This window comes from Verrucomicrobiota bacterium (assembly GCA_037139415.1).
Classification (GTDB): Bacteria; Verrucomicrobiota; Verrucomicrobiia; order Limisphaerales; family Fontisphaeraceae; genus JBAXGN01.
Genome location: JBAXGN010000015.1, coordinates 34,713 through 60,614 on the forward strand (window position 1 = coordinate 34,713; position 25,902 = coordinate 60,614).

General features: G+C 56.7%; 27 protein-coding genes. 24 read left to right on the forward strand and 3 right to left on the reverse strand.

The window, feature by feature from the left end; all coding sequences use genetic code 11:
* The first annotated feature begins 18 nt into the window (after positions 1–18).
* The 19 genes from WCO56_04330 to WCO56_04420 all read left to right on the forward strand — a co-directional run bounded on the left by WCO56_04330 (position 19) and on the right by WCO56_04420 (position 12,549).
* Complete coding sequence (locus tag WCO56_04330; protein ID MEI7728770.1) at positions 19–375, forward strand: hypothetical protein; 357 nt, start codon at positions 19–21, stop codon at positions 373–375.
* Positions 372–1,727 (forward strand): DUF6600 domain-containing protein, encoded by a 1,356-nt coding sequence (locus WCO56_04335; GenBank protein ID MEI7728771.1) that lies wholly within the window; start codon positions 372–374, stop codon positions 1,725–1,727. The genes WCO56_04330 and WCO56_04335 overlap by 4 nt, the downstream gene beginning before the upstream one ends.
* A 66-nt stretch (positions 1,728–1,793) precedes the next feature.
* Complete coding sequence (locus tag WCO56_04340; GenBank protein ID MEI7728772.1) at positions 1,794–2,342, forward strand: nucleotide exchange factor GrpE; 549 nt, start codon at positions 1,794–1,796, stop codon at positions 2,340–2,342.
* On the forward strand, positions 2,332–3,342 hold the full coding sequence (locus WCO56_04345) for a DnaJ C-terminal domain-containing protein (GenBank protein ID MEI7728773.1): 1,011 nt from the start codon (positions 2,332–2,334) through the stop codon (positions 3,340–3,342). Before WCO56_04340 ends, WCO56_04345 begins: the two co-directional genes overlap by 11 nt.
* Positions 3,343–3,390: 48 nt before the next feature.
* The gene (locus WCO56_04350; protein ID MEI7728774.1) at positions 3,391–4,341 is read left to right on the forward strand and encodes a hypothetical protein; all 951 of its coding nucleotides are present in this window, start codon (positions 3,391–3,393) and stop codon (positions 4,339–4,341) included.
* Positions 4,342–4,544: 203 nt separating this feature from the next.
* Complete coding sequence (locus WCO56_04355) at positions 4,545–4,844, forward strand: DUF883 family protein (GenBank protein ID MEI7728775.1); 300 nt, start codon at positions 4,545–4,547, stop codon at positions 4,842–4,844.
* A complete protein-coding gene (locus WCO56_04360) occupies positions 4,837–5,241 on the forward strand; it encodes a phage holin family protein (protein MEI7728776.1) in 405 nt (134 codons plus the stop codon). The genes WCO56_04355 and WCO56_04360 overlap by 8 nt, the downstream gene beginning before the upstream one ends.
* Entirely contained in the window at positions 5,238–5,531 is a 294-nt protein-coding gene (locus WCO56_04365) for a hypothetical protein (GenBank protein ID MEI7728777.1), read from the forward strand. The genes WCO56_04360 and WCO56_04365 overlap by 4 nt, the downstream gene beginning before the upstream one ends.
* A 54-nt stretch (positions 5,532–5,585) precedes the next feature.
* Positions 5,586–6,689 (forward strand): AI-2E family transporter, encoded by a 1,104-nt coding sequence (locus tag WCO56_04370; GenBank protein ID MEI7728778.1) that lies wholly within the window; start codon positions 5,586–5,588, stop codon positions 6,687–6,689.
* Between the two features lie 200 nt (positions 6,690–6,889).
* Positions 6,890–7,096, forward strand: a complete 207-nt coding sequence (locus tag WCO56_04375; GenBank protein ID MEI7728779.1) for a CsbD family protein — start codon at positions 6,890–6,892, stop codon at positions 7,094–7,096.
* A gap of 37 nt (positions 7,097–7,133) precedes the next feature.
* On the forward strand, positions 7,134–7,343 hold the full coding sequence (locus WCO56_04380) for a dodecin (protein MEI7728780.1): 210 nt from the start codon (positions 7,134–7,136) through the stop codon (positions 7,341–7,343).
* Positions 7,344–7,387: 44 nt separating this feature from the next.
* Positions 7,388–7,627 (forward strand): hypothetical protein, encoded by a 240-nt coding sequence (locus WCO56_04385; GenBank protein ID MEI7728781.1) that lies wholly within the window; start codon positions 7,388–7,390, stop codon positions 7,625–7,627.
* Positions 7,628–7,647: 20 nt separating this feature from the next.
* Positions 7,648–8,040 carry a DoxX family protein gene (locus tag WCO56_04390; GenBank protein ID MEI7728782.1) on the forward strand — a complete coding sequence of 131 codons (393 nt, stop codon included), beginning with the start codon at positions 7,648–7,650 and terminating at the stop codon, positions 8,038–8,040.
* Between the two features lie 70 nt (positions 8,041–8,110).
* Complete coding sequence (locus tag WCO56_04395; protein MEI7728783.1) at positions 8,111–8,353, forward strand: hypothetical protein; 243 nt, start codon at positions 8,111–8,113, stop codon at positions 8,351–8,353.
* A gap of 6 nt (positions 8,354–8,359) precedes the next feature.
* Complete coding sequence (locus tag WCO56_04400; GenBank protein ID MEI7728784.1) at positions 8,360–10,075, forward strand: ABC transporter permease subunit; 1,716 nt, start codon at positions 8,360–8,362, stop codon at positions 10,073–10,075.
* A gap of 2 nt (positions 10,076–10,077) precedes the next feature.
* Positions 10,078–11,379, forward strand: a complete 1,302-nt coding sequence (locus tag WCO56_04405) for a nitrate/sulfonate/bicarbonate ABC transporter ATP-binding protein (protein MEI7728785.1) — start codon at positions 10,078–10,080, stop codon at positions 11,377–11,379.
* A 195-nt stretch (positions 11,380–11,574) separates the two neighbouring features.
* Positions 11,575–11,730: a DUF3309 domain-containing protein gene (locus tag WCO56_04410; protein ID MEI7728786.1), complete on the forward strand. Its 156-nt coding sequence runs from the start codon at positions 11,575–11,577 to the stop codon at positions 11,728–11,730.
* Between the two features lie 136 nt (positions 11,731–11,866).
* Positions 11,867–12,046, forward strand: a complete 180-nt coding sequence (locus WCO56_04415) for a hypothetical protein (GenBank protein MEI7728787.1) — start codon at positions 11,867–11,869, stop codon at positions 12,044–12,046.
* Between the two features lie 155 nt (positions 12,047–12,201).
* Positions 12,202–12,549, forward strand: coding sequence for a transposase (locus WCO56_04420; GenBank protein ID MEI7728788.1), 348 nt, complete (start codon positions 12,202–12,204; stop codon positions 12,547–12,549).
* A gap of 305 nt (positions 12,550–12,854) precedes the next feature.
* On the opposite strand, the gene WCO56_04425 is transcribed toward WCO56_04420, so the two are convergent.
* Positions 12,855–13,886, reverse strand: coding sequence for a glycosyl hydrolase (locus tag WCO56_04425; protein MEI7728789.1), 1,032 nt, complete (start codon positions 13,884–13,886; stop codon positions 12,855–12,857).
* A gap of 115 nt (positions 13,887–14,001) precedes the next feature.
* On the reverse strand, positions 14,002–17,169 hold the full coding sequence (locus tag WCO56_04430; GenBank protein ID MEI7728790.1) for an N-6 DNA methylase: 3,168 nt from the start codon (positions 17,167–17,169) through the stop codon (positions 14,002–14,004).
* Positions 17,170–17,276: 107 nt separating this feature from the next.
* Here WCO56_04430 and WCO56_04435 point away from each other — a divergent pair, with 107 nt between their 5' ends.
* The 3 genes from WCO56_04435 to WCO56_04445 are packed head-to-tail and all read left to right on the forward strand — an operon-like array spanning position 17,277 to position 21,434.
* Entirely contained in the window at positions 17,277–20,030 is a 2,754-nt protein-coding gene (locus WCO56_04435) for a DEAD/DEAH box helicase (GenBank protein ID MEI7728791.1), read from the forward strand.
* Positions 20,031–20,040: 10 nt separating this feature from the next.
* A complete protein-coding gene (locus WCO56_04440; protein ID MEI7728792.1) occupies positions 20,041–20,934 on the forward strand; it encodes an SWIM zinc finger family protein in 894 nt (297 codons plus the stop codon).
* Positions 20,931–21,434, forward strand: coding sequence for a hypothetical protein (locus WCO56_04445; GenBank protein MEI7728793.1), 504 nt, complete (start codon positions 20,931–20,933; stop codon positions 21,432–21,434). The genes WCO56_04440 and WCO56_04445 overlap by 4 nt, the downstream gene beginning before the upstream one ends.
* A 21-nt stretch (positions 21,435–21,455) precedes the next feature.
* Here WCO56_04445 and WCO56_04450 read toward each other — a convergent pair whose 3' ends face one another.
* Positions 21,456–21,836, reverse strand: coding sequence for a response regulator (locus WCO56_04450; GenBank protein ID MEI7728794.1), 381 nt, complete (start codon positions 21,834–21,836; stop codon positions 21,456–21,458).
* A gap of 262 nt (positions 21,837–22,098) precedes the next feature.
* On the opposite strand from WCO56_04450, the gene WCO56_04455 reads away from it, so the two are divergent.
* On the forward strand, positions 22,099–23,508 hold the full coding sequence (locus tag WCO56_04455; GenBank protein ID MEI7728795.1) for a DUF1501 domain-containing protein: 1,410 nt from the start codon (positions 22,099–22,101) through the stop codon (positions 23,506–23,508).
* A gap of 15 nt (positions 23,509–23,523) precedes the next feature.
* The gene (locus tag WCO56_04460) at positions 23,524–25,848 is read left to right on the forward strand and encodes a hypothetical protein (GenBank protein MEI7728796.1); all 2,325 of its coding nucleotides are present in this window, start codon (positions 23,524–23,526) and stop codon (positions 25,846–25,848) included.
* Positions 25,849–25,902: the final 54 nt, after the last annotated feature.

The following is a 25,902-nucleotide window of genomic DNA, read 5'->3' on the forward strand; positions in this document are numbered from 1 at the left end:
TAAGAACGCGGACCAACCATGATTCCCAATCATAAACAGTTTATCGAAGCCATCGGTGAGATGAAGAAGGTAAGTGTGCGCTTCTATTCCAAAGCCGACAGCGGCGTGCTGGACCGAGTCTGTGCGCCGATGGATTATGGCCCGGGCGGCGAAACTCAAGACGGATTGAATCGGTACTGGTTTTGGGATTACTCCAGCAATATCGGCACTCATACTCTGGGCTTGGTGCCGCAGCAGATTGTGGACTTGCAGGTGCTGGGTGAGGTGTTTAACCCAGCCGAATTCGGCGTCAGGTCTTCGCCATGGTTTATTCCGCGGCTTTGGGGAACGCCGAGCCCTGCTCCAGCAATGAACCGATCAAAGGCACAGACATGAAAACAATCCATACCCTCGCCATCGCGGTCAGCTTTGCACTCGGAGTTGGCGCACTGCCGATCCAAGCCGAGGACACCGTGGCTGTGAATGAAGTCCTTCGGCTTAAAAATGCAGGCGTCTCTGAGGAAACCATCGTCATCTTCGTTCGGAGCCAGAGTAAAAACTATGACCTAACCGCCGAGCGGGTAATCGTTCTGCGCGAGCAGGGTGTATCGTCTGCCGTGATCCACGCCATGCTGGAGAGCGGAAAAAATACCGGCGCGCCGCCGCCTGCTCCTGAATCGCCAACGCAGCCGACGGTCTCGCCGACCGCCTCGGACCAGGATGTGGCGTACTTCCATCAGGAACTCAGCCCGTATGGGCGGTGGATTCTTAGCGAGGAGAATCAGTGGTACTGGCAGCCCACGGTGGCGGTAGATAACCCGAATTGGCGCCCATATTGGGACCAAGGGAGCTGGGTCTATACCGATCATGGCTGGTATTGGTCTTCCGATTACCCGTGGGGCTGGGCTGCGTTCCATTACGGGCGTTGGAACCTGCACCCGCATCACGGTTGGATCTGGTATCCAGACCGGGAATGGGCACCGGCTTGGGTTACTTGGAGGATGGGAAGCGATTATTGCGGTTGGGCTCCGCTTCCGCAATACAGTCACTATGATTATGCCGGTGGGGGCCTGAGTTATCACGGTAGCCACGTCGAGGCGAGTTTCGGCTTTGGCTTGGATTGGAACCAATTCAACTTCTCCTATCTGCGCGATATGGGTGAGCGTCCGCGTGCGCGTTTCCGCAAGGAAGCCGACGCTCGCAAAATGTACAACCAGACAACCGTCATCAACAACTACAGTGTCAGTAAAACCATTGTTCACAACGAGACGCATCCCCGCCTGGTCAACCAAGGCATTAGTCTTGACCGGGTCACCATCGCAAAAGGTAAGCCGGTTGACACGGTTAGGATACAAGATCGGCGGATGCCCTCTCCCAGCCGGGTGCCCGAGCGCGTGGATACCCGGGCCAAAACGCTGGATGTCTATCGTCCGCGACTCACTGAACCCAAAAACCCGTTGCGTATTCCACCGGTTGCTGTTCCCCCGTCCAGGCCTAGCGTGCCACCTGCCCAAGCTGAACATGGAAAGGTGCTACCACCAAAAACACACTCTGCGCCCGAAGTGCCGGCAACGAGCCAGCGGATTGTCACCCCGCCCCCACGCCTTCCTCAAGAATCCCGGCCCAGCGCGCCGCCTCCGAAAACTGAACCCAGAAAGACACCGCCGGCGGCACCGCAAGCCCCGCCCACCAAACCAGCAGGCCCCCCACGGAGCCTCCCGGGAAAGCCACAGGAGGACGCCAAGTGAGAGACCGGGGCCGAGGGTGACCAAGAGCGTCGCCGCCCGACGAGATTAACAGAATAGCCAAAACTTATGCCTCCTGAATTCAATGATCTGCCGCCGACTGAATCGAAGCCCACTGCCTTCAACGCTGATGTCGCTGCCGCAGAGTTAATCTCGCTCCACAAGGAACTCGTCGAACAGAAAGAACAAAATTTGCACTTAGCCGCCGATTTTGAGAATTTCAAACGGCGTACCCGCCAGGAAGCCGAGGCTCGGGCGGCGGCGCAAAAGGACTCGTTCATTCATGAGTTGTTGCCCGTAATTGACAACCTCGAACGTGCCTTGGACTCGGACGCTGCCTCTGGCTCCCCGCAGCTTCACCAAGGTGTGGAACTGACGTTGCAGCAATTGCGCCAGTTGCTGCGCCAGCACGGCATCGAAACCCAAGAGAGTATCGGTCAGCCGTTTGACCCGCACCAGCATGAAGCCGTTTCCCTTCACCACGACCCGTCCCAACCAGACCATGCCATCCTCGAGGTGTTTCAGCGCGGTTACCGGCGGGGTGAAAAGGTGTTTCGACCGGCCAAAGTGGTGGTTAATGATCTAAGAAAATTCAACCAAACCCATCATGCCCGTTGAATTTAAAGACTATTACCAGGTCCTCGGTGTCCCGCCCAAGGCGACGGACGAAGACATCAAGAAGGCCTTCCGCACGCTCGCGCGCAAGTATCATCCCGATGTCGCCAAGGACAAAAAAACAGCGGAGGAAAAATTCAAGGAACTCAACGAGGCCAATGAGGTTTTAAGCGATCCGGAGAGTCGCAGGAAGTACGACCAGTTAGGTGCCGATTGGAAAACGGGAGCGCAATCGCGTCCAACGCCGGGCCGTGCAGGGGGCCAATCCACTGGACGGGAGGCGGGGGGCGAAGAATACGAATTCCAGTTTGAGGGTACGGGTTTCAGTGATTTCTTCGAACAGTTTTTTGGCGGACGCGCCAACCGATCGCGTGGCACTTCATCGTTTGACCCTCGCGGTGCCGCGGGTTGGACTGAAGCGCCAGAGGGGCAATCCGCCGCTGCCCTGCGCGGTCAGGATATCCAGGGCGATATTCTTATCACGCTCGATGAAGTGCTCAAGGGAGCCATGCGCGCCATCTCGGTGCGGCGAACCAACGCCCGCACGGGACAGGAGGAGACGGAAACCCACCAGGTGCGAATTCCGGCCGGCGTGCAGGCTGGCCAGACGATTCGGGTTCCAGGAAAAGGTGGCGAAGGGTTGGGTGGCGGTAGCGCCGGCGATATCTATCTGCGGGTCCGCTATGCCCAGCACCCGGATTGGCAGGCACGCGGAACGGATCTGGTGGGCCATCTGGAGTTAGCGCCGTGGGAAGCGGTGTTGGGGGCGACGGTTCCAGTGCGAACGTTGGAAGGCTCTGTTTCAGTGAAAATTCCCGCTGGCACTCAGCCGGGGCAGCAATTGCGGATCCGCAGCAAAGGGATGCCTGCTGGCGCGGGTAAGCGCGGCGATCTTTACGTCGGCATCTCAATTCAGGTCCCGTCCCGCATCAGCAAGGAGGAAGAGCGCTTATGGAAACAGTTGGCGGCCCAATCCACCTTTGATCCGCGAAAGACCTCCTGAATTTGCCATTAGAAAATGAAAAGACGATTGATTAGGGGGATTTTTCTTTTGATTATTGGATTCCCTCTCCAATCCCGGTCGGCAACCACAAACGATTTCAGCACCTCAACCAACGGCTGGTTGACGGATCGCTTTGCCTCGCACACGTTTACCTATGCGCCGGTTTTTCAGGTGCGTACCCATGTGCTTCAGATCGGCATGGACCCGGCGGAAAGTTCGACTAATCGTCCCGCGCCTTATCAGGCTGATTTCTTCGATGTGCAAGGGTTTGCAATCCAGGCGTTGATAAGCAGTAATACTCACTGGGCTGTTTATGGCTCTTTGTGGGTTCCAGCGGAAGTTGCCGATGGCTCGGCGGCTCCGTTCGGTTCTGATCTGTGGGCGAGAACCGGGCCACTGCTCGACCAAACCTCCGCTGATTATTTCATGATTGGGCTTTTCGCTGGGGATACCAATAATCCCACGAATCCGAACCCGGTTAATCCCACGGTGTCCTGGCGAGTTTGGAGTGATGACATCGTTGGTGCATGGACATACCTGCCAGTTCCTGTGAATGTTGGCTGGAACGATGTTCGCATTTCTTTTAACAATTTTGTCGTGGCTTACTACTTGAATAGCCAGCTTGTCCATACCCAGACCAGCGCAAATATGGCTCATCCGGACCATACGACGCAACTGTCCACAGTCTTCCTGCAGGCATATAACTTTGGAAATGTGTACACCGCGTCGTGGAGCAATGTGGGAGACACCGATGCCTCGGTGGAGGTTTTACCGCTGCCGCTGTGGTTGCACATCGTGCTTGGCGGGCAGCCTGAAAAAACCGTGGTCTTATCTTGGTCCACCAACAGCGCGGGCTTCGTACTGGAGCAGAACGGTGACTTGGTCATCTCCAATGCCTGGGCAAACGTCTTGGAAGACCGCGTCACGAACAATGGCCAAATTTATGTAACGGTCCCAGTGACTCTGAGCAGCTCGTTTTATCGGTTGCGCAAGCCATAGGAAACAGTACCGATTAGCGACGCGCGCTCAAGGTTGCTGAGAACGGACAAACCCGTTATCTCGCGATGTGGTAGGGCAAGCCGGGAACACGTGACCGTGTCAAACCGAATCATCATCCGAGGTAGGGTAATACCCCATAGCAAATCACGCCCCGTGGGCGTACCGTGAGCAGCAGTTAAATTATAAAGACAAAAATGAACCCTATGAACAAAGAAACACAAGCAATCAGTAATGACTTGGGCCAATTGGCCGACGACGCACGCGCCTTAATGACCGCTACGGCGGATGTCGCCGGAGAAAAAGTCGGGGAAGCCCGCAAACGCCTGGCCGCCGCACTGGAACGTGGCAAGGAAATGTATGGCTGCGTTCGCGAAAAGGCGGTGGCCGGTGCAAAAGTGGCCGACGAGGCCGTGCATGAGCATCCCTATCCAGCCATCGCCATCGCGTTTGGGGTTGGTGCGCTCGCCGGTTATCTAATCGCTCGCCGGGGCAACCGTGACTGATCCCGCCATGGAACCAACCACCTTCAGCCTTGGACAACTCGGTGCGACCTCAAAACAGTTCGCCCGGAGGTTGTTGACGATCGGGGAAAACCGCCTCGAATTGTTGATGGTGGAAGTGCAGGAGGAGCGCGAACGCCTCCTGCACGCCTTCCTGTTGGCCCTTGGCGTAGCGGTGTTTGGTCTGCTCGCGAGCGGGGCGCTTAGCGGCGTCATCGTGGTTTTGTTGTGGGACCTGTCGCGGGTTGCGGCGTTGCTGGTGCTGACCGGCCTCTATGGGGCAGCGGCGGTTTGCCTTTACCGACGGCTTGCCAAACTGTTGCGTGACTGGCAGATGCTTTCCGCCACGCTCGATCAACTCCGAAAGGACCGTGTATGTTTGGAAACCACCCTCGCTTGAACCCGCTGGCACCGCGGAAGCAACTGTTGCTCGCAGAGAGCGAACTTAACCGCGCCCAACTGGTCATTGATATGGCGGAGGTGACGATCAGCGTGCGCACACTCATCGCCCGCGCCAAAGGCATCGGCGTATTTACCTCCGTGACGGCGGCGTTGGTGGCCGGGGTGACGGCATTTCAGGGCGACAAGCCTGTGGAAGCTGAGGCGAAACCGTCCTGGATAAAAACCGCGATTAAAGGTGCGGGACTGATCTCTACTCTCTGGCTGGCGTTTCGCAGGAGGCCAAGATGAAAGTAAAGAGTATAACCATCAACTCACTGAAGGCCGGCAACCCATGTCGCCAAAATGAACCAACGCGAAATCAATCCAACTGCGGTTCCCGCCACGAACGACTGGGATTTACGCAGCCATATCCAGACGCTCGTGCTGATGGTGGTAACCGCTGGCGGAATCTATCTCTGCTACCGGCTGGCACTGCCGTTTTTGTCAGCGCTCGCTTGGGCTCTGGCGTTGGCAGTCTTGTTCAGTCCATTACAACGGTGGCTTGAGTTAAAACTCAAGCGACCCAATCTGGCCGCGGCAGTCTCCGTTTTGGTGGTCGGCCTGATTGTGGTCATCCCAGCGACCTTCGTGGGACAACGGCTCGTCCAAGAGGCAGCGAAAGGCGCGGAACTCATTAAGGCGAAGGCCGAGTCCGGCGAGTGGCGAATACCCCTCAAAGCCCAGCCGCGCCTGGCCTCTCTTGCCGACCGAATCGAACGGCAAATTGACCTGCCGGGGACGGTTAAGACGGTTGCTGCATGGCTTACCGGCGCCGCTGGGGCGATCGTCAAGGGTTCCGTGGTTCAGGTGATTGGTTTTTGCATGACGTTCTACCTGCTTTTCTTTTTCCTCCGTGATCGTTGTTCAGCGCTCCAGTCACTTCAATCTCTGTCGCCACTCTCGGAAATCGAAATGGACCGGCTGTTTGGGCGGGTTAATGACACCATTTACGCCACAATCTACGGAACTCTGGCCGTGTCCGCCGTGCAGGGCCTATTGGGCGGATTGATGTTCTGGTGGTTGGGGTTGCCGGCGCCGTTGCTCTGGGGAATGGTGATGGCGTTGCTGGCGGTGGTACCGGTTTTGGGAGCCTTTGTCGTTTGGATACCGGCAGCCCTGTTTCTGGCGTTGGAAGGCAGTTGGGGACAAGCCCTGATGCTCACCTTGTGGGGCATGATTGTTGTCGGTGGCATTGATAATCTGCTTCGTCCCATTTTGGTGGGAAATCGGTTGAAACTCCACACCATCCCTGTCTTTATGTCGTTGGTCGGAGGCTTGATTCTGTTTGGCCCGTCTGGGCTCATTCTGGGCCCCGTGATCCTCACGGTTACCACGGTTCTATTGGAAATCTGGCGCAGTCGAACCGCGACTGACGCCGTGGTCTGTGCAAAGCCTGTGGAGCTGTAAACTGCGAAAACATCATTTGCCCCGGTGTTCCTCCGCGCTCTCTGTTTTCAACCCGAGCCCTACCTGCGCGTCAAGGATGGTTTTATGAAATTCACCGGGTAGGGTTATACCCCATAGCTTCAGGCCGGCTGATCGTGTACTGTCTGCAATCAGTGATGGTGAACACTTTGCCATCCATAACGAAAACAAACCAAACTATCATGAACACACTCGAAATTAAGGGCGACTGGAACATCACCAAGGGTAAGCTCAAACAGAAGTGGGCCAAGCTCACGGATGACGATCTCCAATACATCGAAGGCAAGCACGATGAACTATTGGGCCGCATTCAGAAGCGCACTGGTGAAACCCGTGAAACGATCGAAAAGGTCATCAAAGAATCCTGCTCATCCTGCTGCTGTAAATGAGCATGGAACGGATAAACGAATATCGAAAGAACCAAACATGAAAGACCACGTCTATAAACTCATCGAACTCACCGGCACCTCAACCACTTCCATTGAGGACGCGGTTGAGAAGGCCATTAAACGTGCGCACAGCACCATCAAGAACCTGGCCTGGTTTCAGGTGGTCGAAACGCGCGGCAATATCACCAAGGGAAAAGTGGATCACTGGCAGGTGACCATCAAAGTCGGTTTCACCGTGGAAGACTGAGCGCGCCAGCCGTTGGGTGCGGGTACACAACCGAGCGCAGCCGGATGCAAAAACCGGCTGTCAGCTTAACATTTACTTGTATGCCTCAAGGCGATAAATCCAGCTATACTGACAAGCAAAAGCGTCAAGCGGAGCACATTGAAGCCGGTTACGAGAAAAAGGGGGTCAGCACGAAAATCGCAGAAGCACGGGCTTGGGCCACCGTAAACAAACTCAGCGGCGGTGGAAAAAAAGCGGTTCTGGCAGGAAGCGATCCTGATTCTATTCTCCTGCGCCTCCGGTGATCAAAGGAAAAAAGGAAAATATGAACCTCAAAATTGAACCATTGCTCACACTGTTCGCGAGAATTCTGCTGAGTCTGATCTTTATCCTCAGCGGATTCGGAAAAATCGGCGACTGGTCGGGCACCACCAAGTATATGGCTTCGAAAGGGATGGTCGCCATCCCGTTCTTTCTCGCGATGGCCATTCTTTGCGAACTTGGAGGGGGCTTGTCAGTTCTGTTTGGGTACAAAGCTCGCTTTGGCGCCTTGGTGCTGATTTGCTTTCTGGTTCCCGTCTCGCTTATATTTCACAACTTTTGGTCATTTTCCGGCATGGAGCAGCGCATGCAGATGATTCACTTCCTGAAAAACCTTGCGATTATGGGTGGACTGCTATTGGTCGCGCGCCGGGGCACGGGTATGCCGAGTACATGAGCACACTAGAAATTATGGGGGCATACTGTTGCAAAAAACACAACCTGTCGTGTGAACGGACTAGGGGAAAATGGAATCGGTAAATATCAACTCGGCTGCCCAATCCGCTTTGGAAGCCCATGTTAAACCTGCAACTCTTTTGAAGCGACGCAGTCTCTGGTTGATTGTTGCACTTATCGTCGTCGGTGCCGGCGCGTTTGGATATCACTGGGCGTTTGGCAAAGCCAAGATCCTCTATGTCACCGCTACGGTTGAGCGTGGTGATGTCGAAAGCACAGTCGTAGCGGCCGGTATCGCCAAATTCATTGCCTGAGCTGCCGTGGTTACTGACCATCAATCGGTCCGGACACCGCGGGCCTTCGGCTGGGTTGACCTGGCTGTCGTCGGCCTGCTGGCCGCGTTCATCTATGCGCTCGTCACGGTGGCCCGCGAGTGGAGCGGCCCGTTGCAACAAGTCCCGGAGATTCATTTGGAAGCGCGTTACCTGCCACTCTACGCATTGCTCAGCCTTTCGCGTGGTGTCATTGCCTACGGGGTTTCATTCTTGTTCACCGTGGTCTATGGCTATGCCATGGCGCGGGTGACCGGTGCGGAGCGGGTGATGTTGCCCTTGCTCGATATTCTACAAAGCATCCCGGTGCTGGGGTTCCTACCGGGATTCGTGCTCGGACTGGTGCACCTGTTTCCTCATCAAAACTTCGGTCTCGAAATTGCCTCGGTGCTGATGATATTCACAGGACAGGTGTGGAATATGACGTTCTCATTTTACTCGTCGTTGAAGTCCGTGCCGCCGGATTTGGTGGCGGTCGCCCGCTTGGCCCGAATGTCGTGGTGGGAACGGTTCTTTAAACTCGACCTCTCCTTCGCCGCAACCGGGCTGCTTTGGAACAGCATGATGTCCATGGCTGGCGGCTGGTTCTTCCTGATGGTGAGTGAAGCGTTCGTGCTGGGGGAACACGATTTCCGGCTGCCGGGACTTGGTTCATACATGAGTCTTGCCATCGAGCGAAGCGATGGACTAGCCCAACTGCTCGGCGTGCTGGCGATGCTCGGCATGATTGTATTCGTGGACCAGATGGTCTGGCGTCCATTGGTGGCATGGTCGCGCAAGTTCAACGATGAAGAAACGGTTGCCGCCTCTGGTTCGTGGCTTTGGGAACGCATTCGCCGTTCGCGGGTTTGGTATGCGGGATCGCACGCGCTGAGTTTCCTCCAGCGGCGGATCAGTTCCCCCGCAGCCGCGCCAGTGACGCGCGTCGAAGTGCCCGGCTTCCGGGCGATGAGCTTGCGGCGTTGGACAAAACGACTGCTGGTTGCCGCCATCGGCGCGGTCGTTGTGTTCGGTGTGGTGAAGTATTTTCAACTACTGCTGAACCTTGCGGGCAGTGAATGGCTTCATCTGCTTCGCAGCACCGCGGCGACTTTTCTGCGCGTCCTCCTTGCCGTGGTGTTGGCCTCGCTTTGGACGATTCCGGTGGGCGTCATGATTGGCCGTCATCCGCGTTGGTCGCGCGCCTTGCAACCCGTCATTCAGATGGCGGCGAGTTTCCCGGCACCGATGATTTTCCCGGTGGTCGTCGGTGGCATGCTGGCCTTCGGGGTGGGCTTGAAAGTCAGCTCCGTCGTATTGCTGCTGTTGGGCACGCAGTGGTACATCCTCTTCAATGTCATCGCCGGCAGCAGCGCGATTCCGCGTGAACTCTGGGAAGTGTCTCGCTTGGCGCGGTTCTCGTGGTGGCATCGTTGGCAGAAGCTCATTTTACCCGGCATCTTTCCGAGCTTGCTCACCGGCTGGATCACCGCGATGGGCGGCGCGTGGAACGCCAGTATTGTCGCCGAATACATGAAGTATCACGGCCAGATACTCAGCACGACCGGGTTGGGCGCGGCGATCAGCCAGGCGACGGAACACGGTGACTTTCACGTTCTTGCCGCCGCTGTGGGTATCATGGCGGCGACAGTCGTGGGCTTCAACCGGCTCGTCTGGCGTCCGCTCAGTCACTGGGCGCAAACCCGCTTCACCTTGGAGACCTGATTATGACTACGCCCCTTTTGGAAATTCGAAACGTGTTTCAATCCTTCCCCGGCGCGGGGGGAGGAAGTGTGGAGATTCTCCACGACATCAACCTTGAGATTCGCGAGCATGAAGTCGTCGCTATCCTGGGGCCGTCGGGCTGTGGCAAATCCACGCTTCTGCGCGCCATTATTGGTTTGGAACAGCCGACTGCGGGTCAAATCTTTTATCGTGGTCATGTGCAGTTGGGCTTGAATTCGTCGGTTGCCTTGGTATTTCAGAATTTTGCGCTGTTCCCATGGTTGACTGTGCAACAGAACATTGCGGTCGGATTACCCCATTTGGCGTTGGCCGCCACCGAGTGTGAAAAGCGCGTGCGCCAGGTGATTGAGACGGTGGGCTTGGCGGGTTCGGAGGAAGCCTATCCAAAGGAGTTGTCCGGTGGCATGAAGCAGCGCGTTGGCCTGGCACGCGCGCTGGCCGTCGAACCAGAGATTCTCTGCATGGATGAACCGTTCAGTGCCCTCGACGTGCTCACCAGCGAGACGTTGCGCAACGAAGTCATAGACCTCTATACCCGCAAGGTTTCCACGGTAAACAGCATCCTCATGGTAACGCACAGCATTAGCGAAGCAGTTTTCATGGCGACGCGCCTGGTGGTGATGGGCGCTCATCCGGGTACCATTCGTGCCGTGCTCGACAACCCCTTGCCGTACCCGCGCGACGAGCATCATCCGGATTTCCTGGCACTCAACCAGAAGCTCCACGCGCTTATTACCCAGACGGTGTTGCCGGCCGAACCAGCTCTTACCGCGGTCGCCGGCACCGGTCGGTTGCCCATCCAGTCCATTCCGCCCGTCTCGCTCAGTCGCGCCATCGGCTTGCTCGAGGTCCTTGAGAACGAAGGCAGTCTGGAGCTGTTCGTGCTGGCGCGCCATGTAAATATCGAATTAACCCAACTCCTCCTCGTGGTGAAAGCCGCCGAGTTGCTGGGCTGGGTCATCACTCCGGGCGGCAGCGTTGAAATGACTGCCGTTGGCCGCACGTTTCTCGCTGCCAACATTGGCGCGCGCAAGCAACTGCTTAACGCGACTCTGCGAAACATTTATATCTTCGATCTCCTTGTCCAAGCTCTGAAACACTCGGCGAACAACGAAGTGGATGAAACCGTGGTCTTGAGCCAACTTGCCCTGACCTTCCCGCACGAGCGGCCACTGCGTCTCCTGCGCACAGTCGTCGCCTGGGCACGCTACGCGGAACTGTTCAAATACAGCAGCATTCGCAGGGTGGTTCACGGACTCCAACTGCCTCCTTTGACACCTTAAGCCCTCTTACTCAGGGAGAATAGTCGGCCTCGGGAACATTGCCGGTAGGGTTACACCCCATAGCACCTGCACGGATTATGAGCGATGTTCCTCATGTCATGAATAACCGACGACTCAACCGAAACGGAAAACCAGACCGCTAACCATCGTTGCTGGCGGAGCGTATGGATTCATTCAGACCATGAAAGAAATATTATGTTAGGAACTATATTGATTGTGTTACTCGTTCTGATGTTGCTCGGCGCACTTCCCACTTGGCCGCACAGCCGGAGTTGGGGGTATTACCCGAGCGGCGGACTGGGATTGGTTCTGACCATTTTGATTGTCCTGCTGCTGCTGGGCAAGATATGAGCAGGAAGCGCGCGATCACGGACGCGCCGACTGTCATCGGTCCCCCCGCCGGGTGCCGATGGCGGAATTTGGATGTGATTGGCACACTGAACGTCTGTGCTGGTCGAAGCAGTATTAATACACAAAGGATAAAACTATGATTCAATTGGAACTTACCAACGAAGAGGCACAACACCTCAAAGAAGAAGTGAAAAAGCGCCTTACCGATCTCGATCATGAGATCGCCCATACGGAAGCTTTGAATTTCAAAGCCATGCTAAAAGAGCGTCGGACGTCGGTCCAGAAATTCCTGGATAAGCTGCCGAATTCCGTATGAATTGCCGCCTTCTCCTCCGGGCGGGACGGTTCTCGACGCCATAAGCTTCTGGATTGTAACTGGGGGGGGAACTTGCGCAGGCTCTGGTCCATGCCGCACGGTCAAAATGAAGCCTTTTCACGGATGCTGATTGATAAGGCGTTGGAGTTCAGCGGGTGGAACCTGCTTACTGCCTGGAACATCTGCACCGCCCACCCACCGTCACCCGCAGCTTGCGGCTAAGCCGGTCCCGCTGGAACATCGAGCAATATTTTCAACGTGGGAAAGACGACTTGGGGCTGGACCACTTTGAAGGGCGCAGTTGGTTGGGCTTCCATCACCACTTGGTCATGGCGGTGCTGGCGTACCTGTTTGTGGTGGTGGTTTTCCTGGACGCAATAAAAACTTCCAGTGTGACGTGGGAGCAAGTGTTGACGAGGATGCGGCCGTGGCTGCTGAAGTCGGTCGGCTTATGTTTTTGCTGCGGTCGCAAGTTTGAGGATGTGAGCGTTGTTATAACTTAATATAGTAATACTAGATGGTGTTAGCCAGTCGGTTACCTGCGTTCGGTTGCATGACAGACTTAGGATCTGCTGCCGCGAGATTCACTTGCTGGTGATGCGAAAGCCTTCTTAGTTGCGCATGCGGCATTCCTGTTATGGACTCGCAATCCGGCTTATAAGAGTGTTCAACGGATATTTTGGAGGTTGATGACGGAATGCAGCTTAAATGTATTTTTACTGAAAATAGCATTTCTTACTGTTCGGTAAAATATTCGCATTCCAGTAAAAATTCAAACTTTACTCCAAGTTGGGCCAAATGTGCTTCATTAATCAGTCATTCCCGTCTTGGCCGTCGCAAAAGCCTCTTTTTTCCGTTTTACTTGCCACTTTTTATCGCTGCCCCGGACCACTTCCACGAGCCCGTAGTGCGATTCTGGATTATCCTTGCCGAAGTAGGGCTGATCCAGCAGTTCATAAAAAAACACGGCCTCAATGCCCGGTGTGGCGCGTAATTGGGTGGCCACCTTGCGGACGTATTCCGCCTGCTCCGCTTCCTTGCCGCCTTTGCTGCCATCTCGCCGGTTGATTTCCGTAATCCACAGCGGTTTGCCAAACCCTTTCAGCAGCTCCACCAGATTCAGTTTGCCTTGCACCTTGGTCAGGTCGCCCATTTCCGAATACCAATGCCACGCCAGAATATCGAACGGCACGCGATCCTCCCGCACCAGCCGCTCAATGAATCCAAAATGCAGCCACCCGGCCGTATCCACAATCGTGCGCGCATTCGGGTCCGCCGCCTTTACTCCCTCCTGTAATCCAAGGATCTCCGCCTTGGCCCGCTGATACCGGGTTTCCTCATAGTGATCCGGGCTGCTGCCGTCCGGATCGCCGTCCCATTTCCAAAGCTTCCCGCTGCGGGAGGTTTCCCCCTTGCGAATCATGGCATGGGCTTCGAGTTCGTTGCTCAATTCCCAATGCGTGATCTTGCCCTTGTAATGGGAAACCACCGCTTGGGCATAGGTGGTGGCTGCCGCGCGAATCTGCTCGGGAGTCGCCTGCTTGCTACGTCCTCCGGGCGACGCAAACAGCACCGGCAATAACTGGATCTGCCGTTGGCCGGCTTCCGCGACCAGTTCATCCATCCGGGCGGTGCTACCCTGGAACGTTTTCGCCCCCCAATCCATCCGGTACCAGCCCGCCCCGAGTTCGGATACCAGGTCCAACTGCGTTGTTATTGGCACATGGAAATACGCCTCCTGCGACACCGTGTGGCCGTTGATGCCCCATTGGAAGGGAGCAGCCACCAGGGACGTACCCGCAAGCAGACCCATCAAGCTGACCGCATAGAATGATTTCATAAATTTTTGCATATCATAAGAGAGCCTCGATTCTCGGCAAGGTGCGTATTTTAATGACCGGTTGTTGGTTGGTAAAAGTTCATGTTCTGAGGGTATTTTAAAGGCGGTCCACCGCTCATGCTTTCTCGCTGCCTTCCACTAGCGCGATTTCCTCCGGCGTGAGGCCGTACAATTCATATACCAGCGCGTCAATCTGTTGATCCGTGGCGGTGACGGCATTCTGCAACGACGCCCGCTCCGCGTCCGTCCTGGCCGCGCGCAACTTCGGCGTCAACGCCAGCATCTTGTCCACCAAACCCACCAACTTGTCGTGATGGGCTTTGTCGGTGGGGGTGGCAAAGTCAATCTTTCGGAAAGGAAGTTGGGAAAGAAACTGCCGGTTGGCGCTCATCCATCCGCCACGGAATGGCGCGCTGACGTTAGGAAAAAACCAGGCCAGAAGTTTGGAGTTGAGCAGGCCGGTGAGATAACGAAGATCGTGCCGTTCGTTCCCCGGCTTCCAGGTCACCCCCCCGACGTCAACATTATCGAGGTAGTTCCTACCCGTGGCATCGAAGGCAGCACAAAGACGGTCCACTAAACGAGGCACACAAACTTTTGTCCGCTCCTGAATGCCCAAGTTCTGGCTTCTTCCGAAGCGATACCACTCTGAGTCCGCGAATTTTCCTCGTTCTCTTCCTTCGAGCCGCTTGCGGTTGGCTTCAAGATATTTCGCTGTTTTCGGCGCTCGACGTCTGATTTCCGCGAATGGAACGAGGGTCGCATTCTCGTTGGAAACCGAATACGGAAATAGAATGAACTGCCGGCCATCAAAGCGATCGTATCCTTGGATATCCGTTCCACTCACCAGCGGATGAAGGAACTCCTGTTCAAGCTCGATTTCTACGCCCAGCGCCTTGGATTTTAAAGCAAACAGATTGCCGCGCTTCGCCACAAACTCCAAGACGAGCACATCGTCCGCGCTGGTTTGGAGGCCGACAAAGATGTCCGCAATGTTTCCAAGTCGGGGGGAGTAGGCTTTGAGTCGGTCAACCAGTTTGGCGCTGCGGCCTACGCTAAACGACCATGATTGTGCCGTGACTTTTGCCATCTCAATAGCGGCATCGGTTGCCGTATGCTTCTCAATCCATTCCTTCAGGTTATCCACCCGCACATAGTGGAAGGCATCCGGCCCTTTTCGCCGCAGGAACATCAGGCATGTGTAGGTGGTCGCGCCTTCAAAGACTTGTTGTGCACCGAAGTGAACAAGTTCCGTCAAATTTCTCCCGTTCGCAATGATATCGCGGAGTGGTTGGCCATACTCAGAGTTGGTAAACTTGTGTGGCAGGATGAATCCAAGCAGGCCGTTTTCATTTATTAAACCGAGACCCCGTTCAACAAAGCAGACGTAAATGTCGTAGTTTCCTTTTTTCGCTGCTGCATAAGCTTGATTTAAATAGGACACGGACTCTGCATCACTCTCTTGCATTGTCTGAATGCGGATATAAGGCGGATTCCCCACCACCGCATCAAACCCGCCCGCTTTCATGATGGCGGGGAATTGGACGGGCCAGTCGAAGGCGCGCACGCGCACGAGGTCCTCGGGCATCATCGAGAAATCGGAGGCAATGAGGGAGTTGCCGCATTTGATGTTGTCTTGTAACGGTGGCAGGATGGCTTCCTCGCCCCCGAATAGATCCTGCTCGCGCTGGAGCGTGGCACTGGTCTCGCCTTCCAGCATTTTCAGGTAGAGGGAGAGTTGGGTCACTTCCACTGCCTGTGGGTCGAGGTCCACCCCGTAAATGGTCTCTCGCAGAATTCGCCGTTTGAGTCGGGCGGTCAGGTGGAGCGCGTTGGTCGCTTCTTCCACCCAACACCAATCCGGCTTGCGCTTGCCGGGATGGTCCATGAGCCATTGCTGCCAGTGTTCGCACACCCGCTCGAACACCCGCAGCAGGAAACTGCCGGAGCCGCACGCCGGGTCCAGAAAACGGAGTTGCAGTGTTTCCTCCGGCTTCTTGTCGGCGAGCAGTACACCCACGGTCTGCTCCACAATGTATTCCACAATGTAGCGCGGGGTGTAATAAACCCCGCCCGCCTTGCGCACCTCCGGCTTTTCCTCGATGACCGCCCCGCGACCATGCGGGCGGACGATTTTGCCGAGGAACCGCTCGTAGATGGTGCCGAGGATTTCCACCGGGACATAGCCGAACTTGTACGCGGAGTAGGCGTTGCAAATTTGATCGAGAAAATCCGCGAGCCAACCATCGTCCACGACCAGTTCCTCGCTGAAATGGGGCTTGAACAGATTGCCGTTGAAAAACGGCACGTGCGAGGGCGGCCGCCGGTCCAACCCGCGAATGTGCCGGACGACCGAATGCCAGAGTGTCCCTTTGGGAGTAGCCAATCCCGCACTACCCCAGTTGGCGGGCGGTTCCTCGCGAAGCCCGCTGGGAGCGTCCTGCTTTGCCTGGCGTCGTCGCCAGGTTTCCAACAACGATTCCAGCTTGGTGCCCATGTCAATGCCGCGCGCCTCGGAGATGCGGATGAACAGGAGCCGGTCCAGGATACACTGGACGGCTTCATTGAGCCGCGTGCCTTCGAGCAGGTCGGCACGGTCATTATGGCGGATGAGGTCGGAGGCCAGGGAACGGCGCATGCCGTCCAGAAAGTCGAGAAACTTTTTATCGAAATTCTGCGTTGGATCGGGACGAATGACGAACTGGCCTTTGCCCAGTTTTAAGGGCTTCTTTGGCAGCGATTGAATCAGCCGTTCAATGCTGCCACTGGCCACCTGATCGCGCGCGAGCAAGTCCCAGAGTTCACCCGTCTTGGCAACGTAGTCCCGAAAGTGATACGTTTTCCAAAGGCCAATCAATGGTTCGTCCAGCTTGGGTTCACCGCCAACGATGTAAATGTTCAACTCCTCGAAATCGCTCAACACCACGAGTGGCACGCCGATGGTCCACGCATAACCCTTGGCTTGGTGGGCGTGCGGGGGAAGCTCCTCGGCGGGACGTTTGGCCTCGCAAACAAAACGCGGTTGAGCCTTGATGCGGAAGAGGTAGTCGGCGCGACCGCTATCCGTGCGGCTCTCCACCTCGACTTCGCGGCGCTGGGGGATCAGACCGGCATTATTCTCCATGTCCCAGCCGAGGGCGCGAAAGAAGGGGTTGAGGAATTCCTGCCGCAGGCTGGCTTCGTCGTAGCCTGAGCCTTTGTACGCGACCAGGTTCCGTCCGAACGTGTCAACCAGACGGTTCAGCTCGCGTTGGAACGACTCAAACGTGGCGGTATCAGACATGGCGGGGAGCGTAAAGGAAACCGGCAATCGGAAGAAAGCAAAAAACAAGGCATTGCATTCTCGCATTTCGCTCGACAGCCGGTCGGCGCTGCCGTAAGCCAATCGGCATGAATGTGGATGATCTTTTTGAGAGCGCCCCGCCAGTGAGGCCAGCCGAGTCGGCGGGTTTCAGCGATCTGGGGTTGTCCCCGCACGGACTGCTGTTGCTCACGCCGGTGCCAGTGAATTCTCCCTGGCAGGATGCTGCCGCCGCGCGACGCTTGGAAACCGCGCTGGGGAAGTCCCCGGCGCATGGGCTGCTGCATCTGGCCACTCAGGAATTGAATACGGTGTTGCCGGTGGCGGCGACTTGGTGGCGGGAGTTTGGCCGGAATTATTTTACGCGTTTGTGTCACACGCCCGGATTGGAACAGGCGCGGGACATCGTTCCGCTGCCGCCGCCGTCGGACTCAGAGTTGCTGGCGTGGATGGATACCGCGCCGCTCATGACCGGTGGTGAATATTTGAATCCCGATGGGCTGGTTGCGTTTTGGACCGGGCTGGATGAATTGGCCCGGGGCGAAATGCTGCGGCACAAGGAGGGGGCCGCCGCCTGGTTACGGGAACAGCATCCGCTGTGGCGCATGGTGGGGCGGGTGACGTTTCATCTGGCGGAAAATAAAAATCACCCCACGCATCCCTTTGCGTTCATGGCCAGTTATGCGTCGCGCTTATCGAACCAAGCGCGGGTGCAACACTTGCCGTTGGGGCGAGCCCTTCAAGAATATGCCGGGACACAAAACAAACCGGCGTTGTTAAATTTGCTCTCGCCCATTCAAAAAGCGTCCGAAAAAAGCGCCTTAGCCAAAGAATTAGTCGAGTCGGGCCGGATCTTCAAACCGTTGCCGTGGTCGCCCGCCGAGGCGTACCGGTTTTTGAAAGATGCGGCGTTGTTCGAGGCGTCCGGGGTGATTGTGCGGCTGCCGGATTGGTGGAAAGGCGGGCGTCCGGCGCGTCCCCAAGTGAGCGTGCGGGTGGGGGAATCCAAAGGGGCGGGCTTGGGCACGAAAACGTTGCTGGATTTTTCGGCCAGCCTGACGCTGGAGGGGGAACCACTCACGGAGAAAGAGTGGCAGGAGTTAATGAAAGCCAGTGAGGGGTTGGCCTTCGTGCGCGGCAAGTGGGTGGAAGTGAACCCCGAAAAACTCCAAGCGGCGCTGGCGCATTGGAAAAAGGTGGAAAGCATGGCTCGCAACGACGGCCTGACATTTTTTGAAGGCATGCGGCTGCTGGCTGGGTTTCGTCCCGGTGAGAATGCCACCGCAGCGGCTCAGAATACCGTTGCCGACACGGAGTGGACGGGCATTCAAGCGGGGCAATGGCTGGATACGGTGCTCAAGGAATTGCGCGATCCCACCCGGATTCCCGCCGCTGGAACCATTCCGGGGCTGCACGCGGAGTTGCGCCCCTACCAGGCCACGGGGGTGAACTGGCTTTGGTTTATTTCACGGTTGGGTTTGGGCGGTTGTCTGGCGGATGACATGGGCTTGGGAAAAACCATCCAGGTGCTGGCGCTGTTGCTCAAACGCAAGGCGGAGTTCGTGGAAGCGCGTCTGCCCAGTCTCTTGGTGGTGCCGGCTTCGCTGCTCGCCAACTGGCGTGCCGAAATTCTCCGGTTCGCTCCCTCGCTCAAGTTTTGCATTCTGCATCCCTCGGAAGACGCCTCGCTTTCCCTCGCGGCCAGCCGGCAATTTGAGCTGGTGATTACGACCTACGGAATGCTCAACCGGCAGGAGGACATGTTGAAAGAAAAATGGGATCTGGCCATTTTGGACGAGGCACAGGCCATAAAAAATCCCGGCACCAAACAAACCCGGGCCGTCAAAGCCATCCAGGCCGTCAGCCGTTTCGCGCTCACGGGCACACCGGTGGAAAATCGGGCGGCGGATCTGTGGTCCATCTTTGATTTCTTAAATCCCGGCTTGCTCGGGAATGCCTCCGCCTTTACGCAATTTATCCGCACCCAGGAGAAGGCGGGGCGTCCCGATTACACCCCGGTGCGCACGGTGACGCATCCATACCTCTTGCGCCGGCTCAAGACTGATAAACGGGTGATTTCCGATCTGCCCGAGAAAACCGAGGTCCGAGCCTGGTGTTCACTCACCAAACCGCAGGCGGCCTTGTACGCGCAATCCGTACAGACGCTGGCGGAAGCAATCGAAAACACCGGTGGCATCCAGCGCAAGGGCTTGGTGCTCGCGGCGATCATGCGGTTTAAACAAATCTGCAATCATCCCTCGCAATGGCTGGGGGATGGCGGTTACTCGCCGGAAGCCAGCGGCAAGTTTGCGCGGGTGCGGGAACTGGCGGAGGAAATTGCCGCGCGGCAGGAAAAGGCGCTGATCTTCACCCAGTTTCGCGAGATCACCGATCCGCTGGCGGAGTTCCTGGCCGGGGTGTTCGGCCGGCCGGGATTGGTGTTGCACGGGGGCACAGCGGTGGCCCAGCGGCGCAAGTTGGTGGAAGCGTTTCAGCGGGATGACGGGCCGCCGTTTTTTCTCCTGACCGTCAAGGCCGGAGGCGCGGGGTTAAACCTGACCCAGGCGGCGCACGTGATTCATTTTGACCGCTGGTGGAATCCGGCGGTGGAGAACCAGGCCACCGACCGCGCGTTTCGCATTGGCCAGAAACGGAATGTGCTGGTGCATAAATTTGTGTGTCGCGGCACCATCGAGGAGCGGATTGACCAGTTGATCGAGGATAAAAAATCGCTCTCGAACGAATTGCTGGAAGGCGGCGGCGAGCGGATGCTTACCGAGATGAACAATGACGAACTGATGCGCTTTGTTGCGCTTGACTTGCGCCGGGCAACTGAAGCATAAAGACAAAAGCATGAGCTGGTACAGTTTCAGACCCTACGTATCCGTCGCCGCACGCCGCATCAAAGCGCAGCGTGAAATGGCTAAACTCGCAAAAAAAGGCCAAACCATCCGCCCGGTCACCATCGGTGGTCGTACCATTGCCCATAGCTTTTGGGGCAAGTCTTGGTGTGATAACCTGGAATCGTACATGGATTACGAGAATCGGCTGCCGCGTGGCCGCACGTACGTCCGCAATGGTTCCGTGGTGCATCTGGATATTTTCCCTGGCAAAATCGAAGCCATCGTCAGCGGGTCGGAGCTTTATCGCATTAACATCGATATCACTCCGGCGGCGCAAAAGAAGTGGCAAGCCCTGTGCCGGGAATGTGCCGGTGGCATCGGCTCGCTGGTGGAACTGCTGCAAGGCCGATTCTCGGACAGCGTGATGAACGTGATCACCCGCCGGGAGACCGGGCTTTTCCCCTCCCCTCAAGAGATCAAGTTAAAGTGTTCCTGCCCCGACTGGGCCAACATGTGCAAACATGTCGCCGCCGTGTTGTATGGCGTGGGCGCGCGTTTGGATGAAAATCCGGAATTATTGTTTGTGCTGCGCTCGGTAAATCACGCGGACCTGCTTACCCATGCGGCAACCGCCACCGACCTCGCCGCCAAGACCGCCACGGCAGGCGCAGAATTGGCGGAAAGCGAAATTGGAGCCGTATTTGGCATCGAATTGGACACGGAAACCAACTCCGCTCCAGTTCCGACACCTACTGCGGAATCCGTGCCCGCCAAACCGGCCGTGCGCAAGAAGACCAAACCAGCATCCATTCTCCCGGCCAAACTCGGCGGAAAGGCGAAGAAAAAAGCCGCCAAAACCAAACCGGTCAAAAGTAAAAAGACGTTAAAATCCAGGTTCCCATGAACGAGACCAAATGGAGCGTTGCGGTTCAGCCGCTAACGGGCGCCACCGATAATTCCGGGGTGTCGCTATGTTTGAGCAAAGCGCCGACGTTGTTCGAAGGAGAGCCCGCTCAGGAAATTCGCGTTAATCTGACGCGCGGACAAGCGTTTCACCTTGCAAATTTGTTGAAGAAAGCTTTGGCGGGAAGGGACGGCACAGAAGGCGACGACCAGCATCGGTGCAGCCTGCCAACGGTAGCAGTGCGACCTGAGCCCAGTGCAAACGCGACCCCATTTTTCACCAAAACGCAGGGAAACTACTTGAGATTCATCTACAAATACCAGCAACGATTTGGCGGCTCACCAGCGGAATCAGATATTCAACGCCACTTCCTCGTCTCCGCTCCCTCGGTCAACAATATGATACAGCGGCTCGAAGCAAAACAATTAATTTCCCGGGTTCCCGGCCAGGCGCGTTCCATTCGTCTGCTGGTCACGCCCGAAATGCTTGGAGTGGAGTAAGAGTGTAATCGAATCTAATTTTTACCGGATTTTCAGCGCATGGCGCACTTCCATAAACATTTGGTGGACCGGCAATGTTTTGCTGACAAAACCCTTGGCCCCCAATGCCTTGGCTCTTTGCAGTAGGTCTTCCCGAAAGCCCAAGCCCGTCAAAATGATTACCGGCAATTCGGGAAGTTGCTGGTGGATTTCCTCCAGAAAGTCCAGACCGTCGCCATCCGGGAATTGGACGTCCAACACCACCAGATCAAAGGACTTGGTGCTCAACACTTGCTGTGCGGCTTGCACACTCTCCGCAGTTGTGGTGTCAAATCCTTTACTCCCGAGGAATTTCGCGAGAACCGTGCGGATGGATTCCTCATCGTCAACGATCAATATGTGCTGCCGTTTTTTTGTTTCCATAAACTTCACCTCTAATTTTTCCCATCAGCCGGTCAAGGTCAAAGCAATTATTTGGTAATTTTTCAGTTTTACACGCCGTTGTATGCGGGTGTAACCGAAGCGTTTGATGCCGCCCCGTCATCAGCCCGGCACTAAAATTGTAACCTCTGCTTGTTGCGCAACGTCAACAATAGTATGCCATACAATGGTTGCAGGCAGGTTATTTTGGTGGTTTAAGCAAACCACGGCAAGACATGTGGCCATTAGTGGCGTAAGGCCAATTATGAATATGGAACCAACTTTCGACGCGAAGCCGATGTTTGTGGATGTGAATCGGATGAGCCAATGTTTGCCGATGTCCCGGCGGGAGGCTGCCCGGCGAGGGCTGCTGGGCGCAGCGGGGTTGTTGCTGGCGGGTTCGCTTGGGCCGACGGCGCTGGCGGCTCCGGGGTTGGGCCGGGCCAGGCTGCAAGCGGCTGCCAATGGCAAGGCCAAGTCAGTTATCCAAATCTGGCTGTGGGGCGGCGCGTGTCACATTGATACGTTCGATCCAAAGCCGGCCGCTGGCAACGATATTTGCGGGCAGTTCGACAAACCCATCGCCACCAATGTCAGCGGCATCCAGATCAATGAGCTGCTGCCGTTGTTGGCCAAGCAAGCGGACAAGTATTCCCTCATCCGCAGCATGACGCACGGGGTGAATGCGCATGAGACCGCCTCTTATACAACGCAAACCGGGCGAATGTCCGGGGATCGGTTGGTGTTTCCCAGCATGGGGGCGGTGGTGTCGCTGTTCAAAGGGTATGAAGCCGGCTACAAGGGGCTTATCCCGCCATATGTGGTGTTGACCGAATTGCAGGGGCGTTTTTCCGAGGCCGGCTTTTTGGGCACGCGTTATAAACCGTTTGCCACCGGTGGCGACCCGGGCCAATCCCGGTTCGTGGTGGAGGGGGTGATCGCGCCCGGCATCAGTGATCGGCGGCAACAGGAGCGCCGGGATTTGCTGAGCAAGCTGAATTTCCTGGAGCACGGCAATCCTGGTGACGCGCAAATGGCCGCTTTGGAGCAATCCGAGAAGCAGGCGTACGATTTGATTTTGGGCGACGCCGGCAAGGTGTTTGATCCCTCACAGGAGAAAGACTCGCTACGCGATGATTATGGGCGCAACACCTTTGGGCAATCCTGCCTGATGGCGCGTCGGTTGGTTGAACGCGGGGTGCCCTATGTGACCATCAATTACAAAGGATGGGATACACACAAACAGCATTTTCAAGCCATGCGCCGGAAATTGCCGGAACTGGACAAAGGGCTGGCGACGCTGCTGAAAGATTTGTCGGATCGCGGGTTGCTCGATAGTACCATCGTTTGGTGCTGCGGCGAGTTTGGCCGAACTCCGAAGGTGCAGTGGGAGCCGCCTTGGAGCGGTGGACGCGGGCATTTTGGCTCGGCCTATTCCGCATTGGTGGCCGGCGGCGGTTTTAAGGGCGGACACGTCGTGGGTGCCACGGATGCGAGAGGCGAGGCGGTCAAGGATCGGCCAGTCTATCCGGCGGACCTGATTGGTAGCATGTACCAGTTGCTCGGGATTGATACGAACGGGCAACTGCCGCATCCCATGGGTGAGGTGGTGCGGGTGCTGCCAACGCCCAAGGATGGCGTGAATTTGGGTGGCCTTTTGAAAGAAATCGTTTAAGTGATGACTTTTGCTATGCGTTTAAACCAATGGCGGCAAGCCGGGGTGATGCTGGTGTTAATGCTGGGGCAGGGGATGGTGCTGCTGGCGCAACCGATCACGCCACGCATTGGCTATGTGTTTCCCGCCGGTGGTCGCCAGGGAACCACGTTCCAGGTCAAGGTCGGTGGCCAGTATCTCGAGGGCGTCACCAATGCGTTTATCTGCGGCGGCGGGGTGCAGGTCAAGGTGGTGGATTTCAATAAGCCGTTGAGCGTTGGTCAGTTCACCAAACTGCGCGATGAAATCAAGGAGTTGCAGGATAAAAAGAGCGAGGCCACCAAAAGCTCGAAGCGCTCGGGAAAGACCACCGCCACCTGGACGGCCGCCGATGAGAAACAGATCGAGGAAATCCGGGCCAAAATGTTTAAAAACCCGCCCAAGCGGCCAGGAAATCCCGCGATTGACGAGGTTGCCACCGTGCAAGTCACCATCGCACCGGATGCGGAACCCGGTGAACGTGAGGTGCGGCTGGGCACGCCGTTTGGACTGTCGAATCCGTTGATTTTCTTTGTTAGCCAACTGACCGAGTACGCGGAGAAGAATGCAAAACCCACCGAGGAAAAGGGAAACTTTAAATCGTTCAAGAAAAAGACCACGGACCAGACCCGCTATATCGGCTCGGATACCCAGATCACTCTGCCCGCCACCGTGAACGGGCAGATTATGCCCGGGGCTGTGGACCACTACCGGTTTTATGCGCGCAAAGGGACGCGGCTGGTTGTTGTGGCGCGCGCGCGGCAACTGATTCCATATCTCCCCGATGCGGTGCCCGGCTGGTTTCAGGCCACGCTGGCGCTCTTTGATTCCAAAGGCAAGGAACTCGCCTATGACGATGATTTCCAATGCAACCCTGACCCGGTCCTCTATTTCGAGATACCGCGTGATGGCGAGTACATGGTCGAGGTGAAGGATGCCATCTATCGCGGACGCGAGGATTTCGTTTACCGTATTACTTTGGGGGAACTGCCGTTCGTGACGGGCATCTTCCCGCTGGGCGGTCCAGTTGGAAGTAAAACCAGCGTTGAACTGAAAGGCTGGAATTTGCCGGTGACCAATATTGTGCAGGATGCCTCGAACTTGGAGCCGGGCATTCATTCGCTGGCGTTGCGCAAAGAAGACCGGGTCATCAACCGTGTGCCGTTCATGGTGGATAACCTGCCGGAATGCCTGGAGCGGGAGCCGAACACCTCGGAATCCCCGCAGCGGATCACCCTGCCAGTCATTGTCAACGGGCGGATTGGCGCGCCGGGCGATTGGGACGTGTTCTGCTTTGACGGCAAGGCTGGCAGCGAGATCGTCGCTGAAGTCTTTGCGCGCCGGCTCAATTCGCCGCTGGATTCCATGCTCAAGCTGACGGATGCCGCCGGCAAGCAACTCGCCTTTAATGATGATCACGAGGATAAAGGATCGGGCTTGAACACGCATCACGCGGATTCCTTTCTGCGCGCCACCCTGCCGGCGAACGGCACCTACTACCTGTACCTTGGCGATGCCCAGCGCAAAGGCGGCCCCGAATTTGCCTATCGTCTGCGCGTCAGCGCACCGCAACCCGACTTTGCGTTGCGTGTGGTGCCCTCGAGCGTCAGTGTGCGCGGTGGGACTTCGGTGCCGATCACGGTGTATGCGTTGCGCAAGGACGGGTTCAGCAATGAAATCGCGCTGGTGCTCAAAGATGCGCCGGCGGGGTTCACGCTGACTGGCGCCAAAGTGCCGGCTGGGCAGGATCAGGTGCGGCTCACCCTCACCGCACCGGCAATCACTCAGGACTACCCGGTCAGCCTTCATCTGGTGGGCACCGCCACTCTTCAGGGGCGGACAGTGACTCGCCTTGGCGTGCCGGCGGATGATATGATGCAGGCGTTTGCCTATCGGCATCTGGTGCCCGCCCAGGAATTCAAAGTGGATGTGTTTGGCCGCTACATGGCCAAGCGCTCTGTGAGGATACTGAGTGCCACCCCGGTGAAAATCCCTGCTGGCGGCACTGCCCGCCTCGAGGTTGGCATCCCGCTGATCTCTGCGTTTGTTGGCAAGATAGACTTGGAATTAAGTGAGCCGCCGGAAGGCATCTCCATCAAAAACATCGCGCCGGCGGGCGAAGGCACGGAGATTGTTTTGCAGTGCGATGGTGCCAAAGCCAAACCCGGTCTGAAAGGAAACCTGATTTTCACGGCCTTCGCGGGGAAATTTCCGAACGCGCCAGCCAAGACCAAGCCCGGGATGGGCAAGTTCCGGCCTTCGCTGGGCGCTTTGCCGGCGGTACCGTTTGAAATCGTGGAGCAGAAACTCTCCGCTAAATGAGTTAACCTATCTTTCGACACTGGCGGCATTTTTTTTGAAGGAACGATGGATTCA

Bases quoted from the DNA above. Each gene is read 5' to 3' on its own strand.
- WCO56_04330 (MEI7728770.1), top strand. From the start codon at position 19: ATGATTCCCAATCATAAACAGTTTATCGAAGCCATCGGTGAGATGAAG.
- WCO56_04335 (MEI7728771.1), top strand. From the start codon at position 372: ATGAAAACAATCCATACCCTCGCCATCGCGGTCAGCTTTGCACTCGGA.
- WCO56_04340 (MEI7728772.1), top strand. From the start codon at position 1,794: ATGCCTCCTGAATTCAATGATCTGCCGCCGACTGAATCGAAGCCCACT.
- WCO56_04345 (MEI7728773.1), top strand. From the start codon at position 2,332: ATGCCCGTTGAATTTAAAGACTATTACCAGGTCCTCGGTGTCCCGCCC.
- WCO56_04355 (MEI7728775.1), top strand. From the start codon at position 4,545: ATGAACAAAGAAACACAAGCAATCAGTAATGACTTGGGCCAATTGGCC.
- WCO56_04370 (MEI7728778.1), top strand. From the start codon at position 5,586: ATGAACCAACGCGAAATCAATCCAACTGCGGTTCCCGCCACGAACGAC.
- WCO56_04375 (MEI7728779.1), top strand. From the start codon at position 6,890: ATGAACACACTCGAAATTAAGGGCGACTGGAACATCACCAAGGGTAAG.
- WCO56_04380 (MEI7728780.1), top strand. From the start codon at position 7,134: ATGAAAGACCACGTCTATAAACTCATCGAACTCACCGGCACCTCAACC.
- WCO56_04385 (MEI7728781.1), top strand. From the start codon at position 7,388: ATGCAAAAACCGGCTGTCAGCTTAACATTTACTTGTATGCCTCAAGGC.
- WCO56_04390 (MEI7728782.1), top strand. From the start codon at position 7,648: ATGAACCTCAAAATTGAACCATTGCTCACACTGTTCGCGAGAATTCTG.
- WCO56_04395 (MEI7728783.1), top strand. From the start codon at position 8,111: ATGGAATCGGTAAATATCAACTCGGCTGCCCAATCCGCTTTGGAAGCC.
- WCO56_04405 (MEI7728785.1), top strand. From the start codon at position 10,078: ATGACTACGCCCCTTTTGGAAATTCGAAACGTGTTTCAATCCTTCCCC.
- WCO56_04410 (MEI7728786.1), top strand. From the start codon at position 11,575: ATGTTAGGAACTATATTGATTGTGTTACTCGTTCTGATGTTGCTCGGC.
- WCO56_04415 (MEI7728787.1), top strand. From the start codon at position 11,867: ATGATTCAATTGGAACTTACCAACGAAGAGGCACAACACCTCAAAGAA.
- WCO56_04425 (MEI7728789.1), bottom strand. From the start codon at position 13,886: ATGAAATCATTCTATGCGGTCAGCTTGATGGGTCTGCTTGCGGGTACG.
- WCO56_04430 (MEI7728790.1), bottom strand. From the start codon at position 17,169: ATGTCTGATACCGCCACGTTTGAGTCGTTCCAACGCGAGCTGAACCGT.
- WCO56_04435 (MEI7728791.1), top strand. From the start codon at position 17,277: ATGAATGTGGATGATCTTTTTGAGAGCGCCCCGCCAGTGAGGCCAGCC.
- WCO56_04440 (MEI7728792.1), top strand. From the start codon at position 20,041: ATGAGCTGGTACAGTTTCAGACCCTACGTATCCGTCGCCGCACGCCGC.
- WCO56_04445 (MEI7728793.1), top strand. From the start codon at position 20,931: ATGAACGAGACCAAATGGAGCGTTGCGGTTCAGCCGCTAACGGGCGCC.
- WCO56_04450 (MEI7728794.1), bottom strand. From the start codon at position 21,836: ATGGAAACAAAAAAACGGCAGCACATATTGATCGTTGACGATGAGGAA.
- WCO56_04455 (MEI7728795.1), top strand. From the start codon at position 22,099: ATGAATATGGAACCAACTTTCGACGCGAAGCCGATGTTTGTGGATGTG.
- WCO56_04460 (MEI7728796.1), top strand. From the start codon at position 23,524: ATGCGTTTAAACCAATGGCGGCAAGCCGGGGTGATGCTGGTGTTAATG.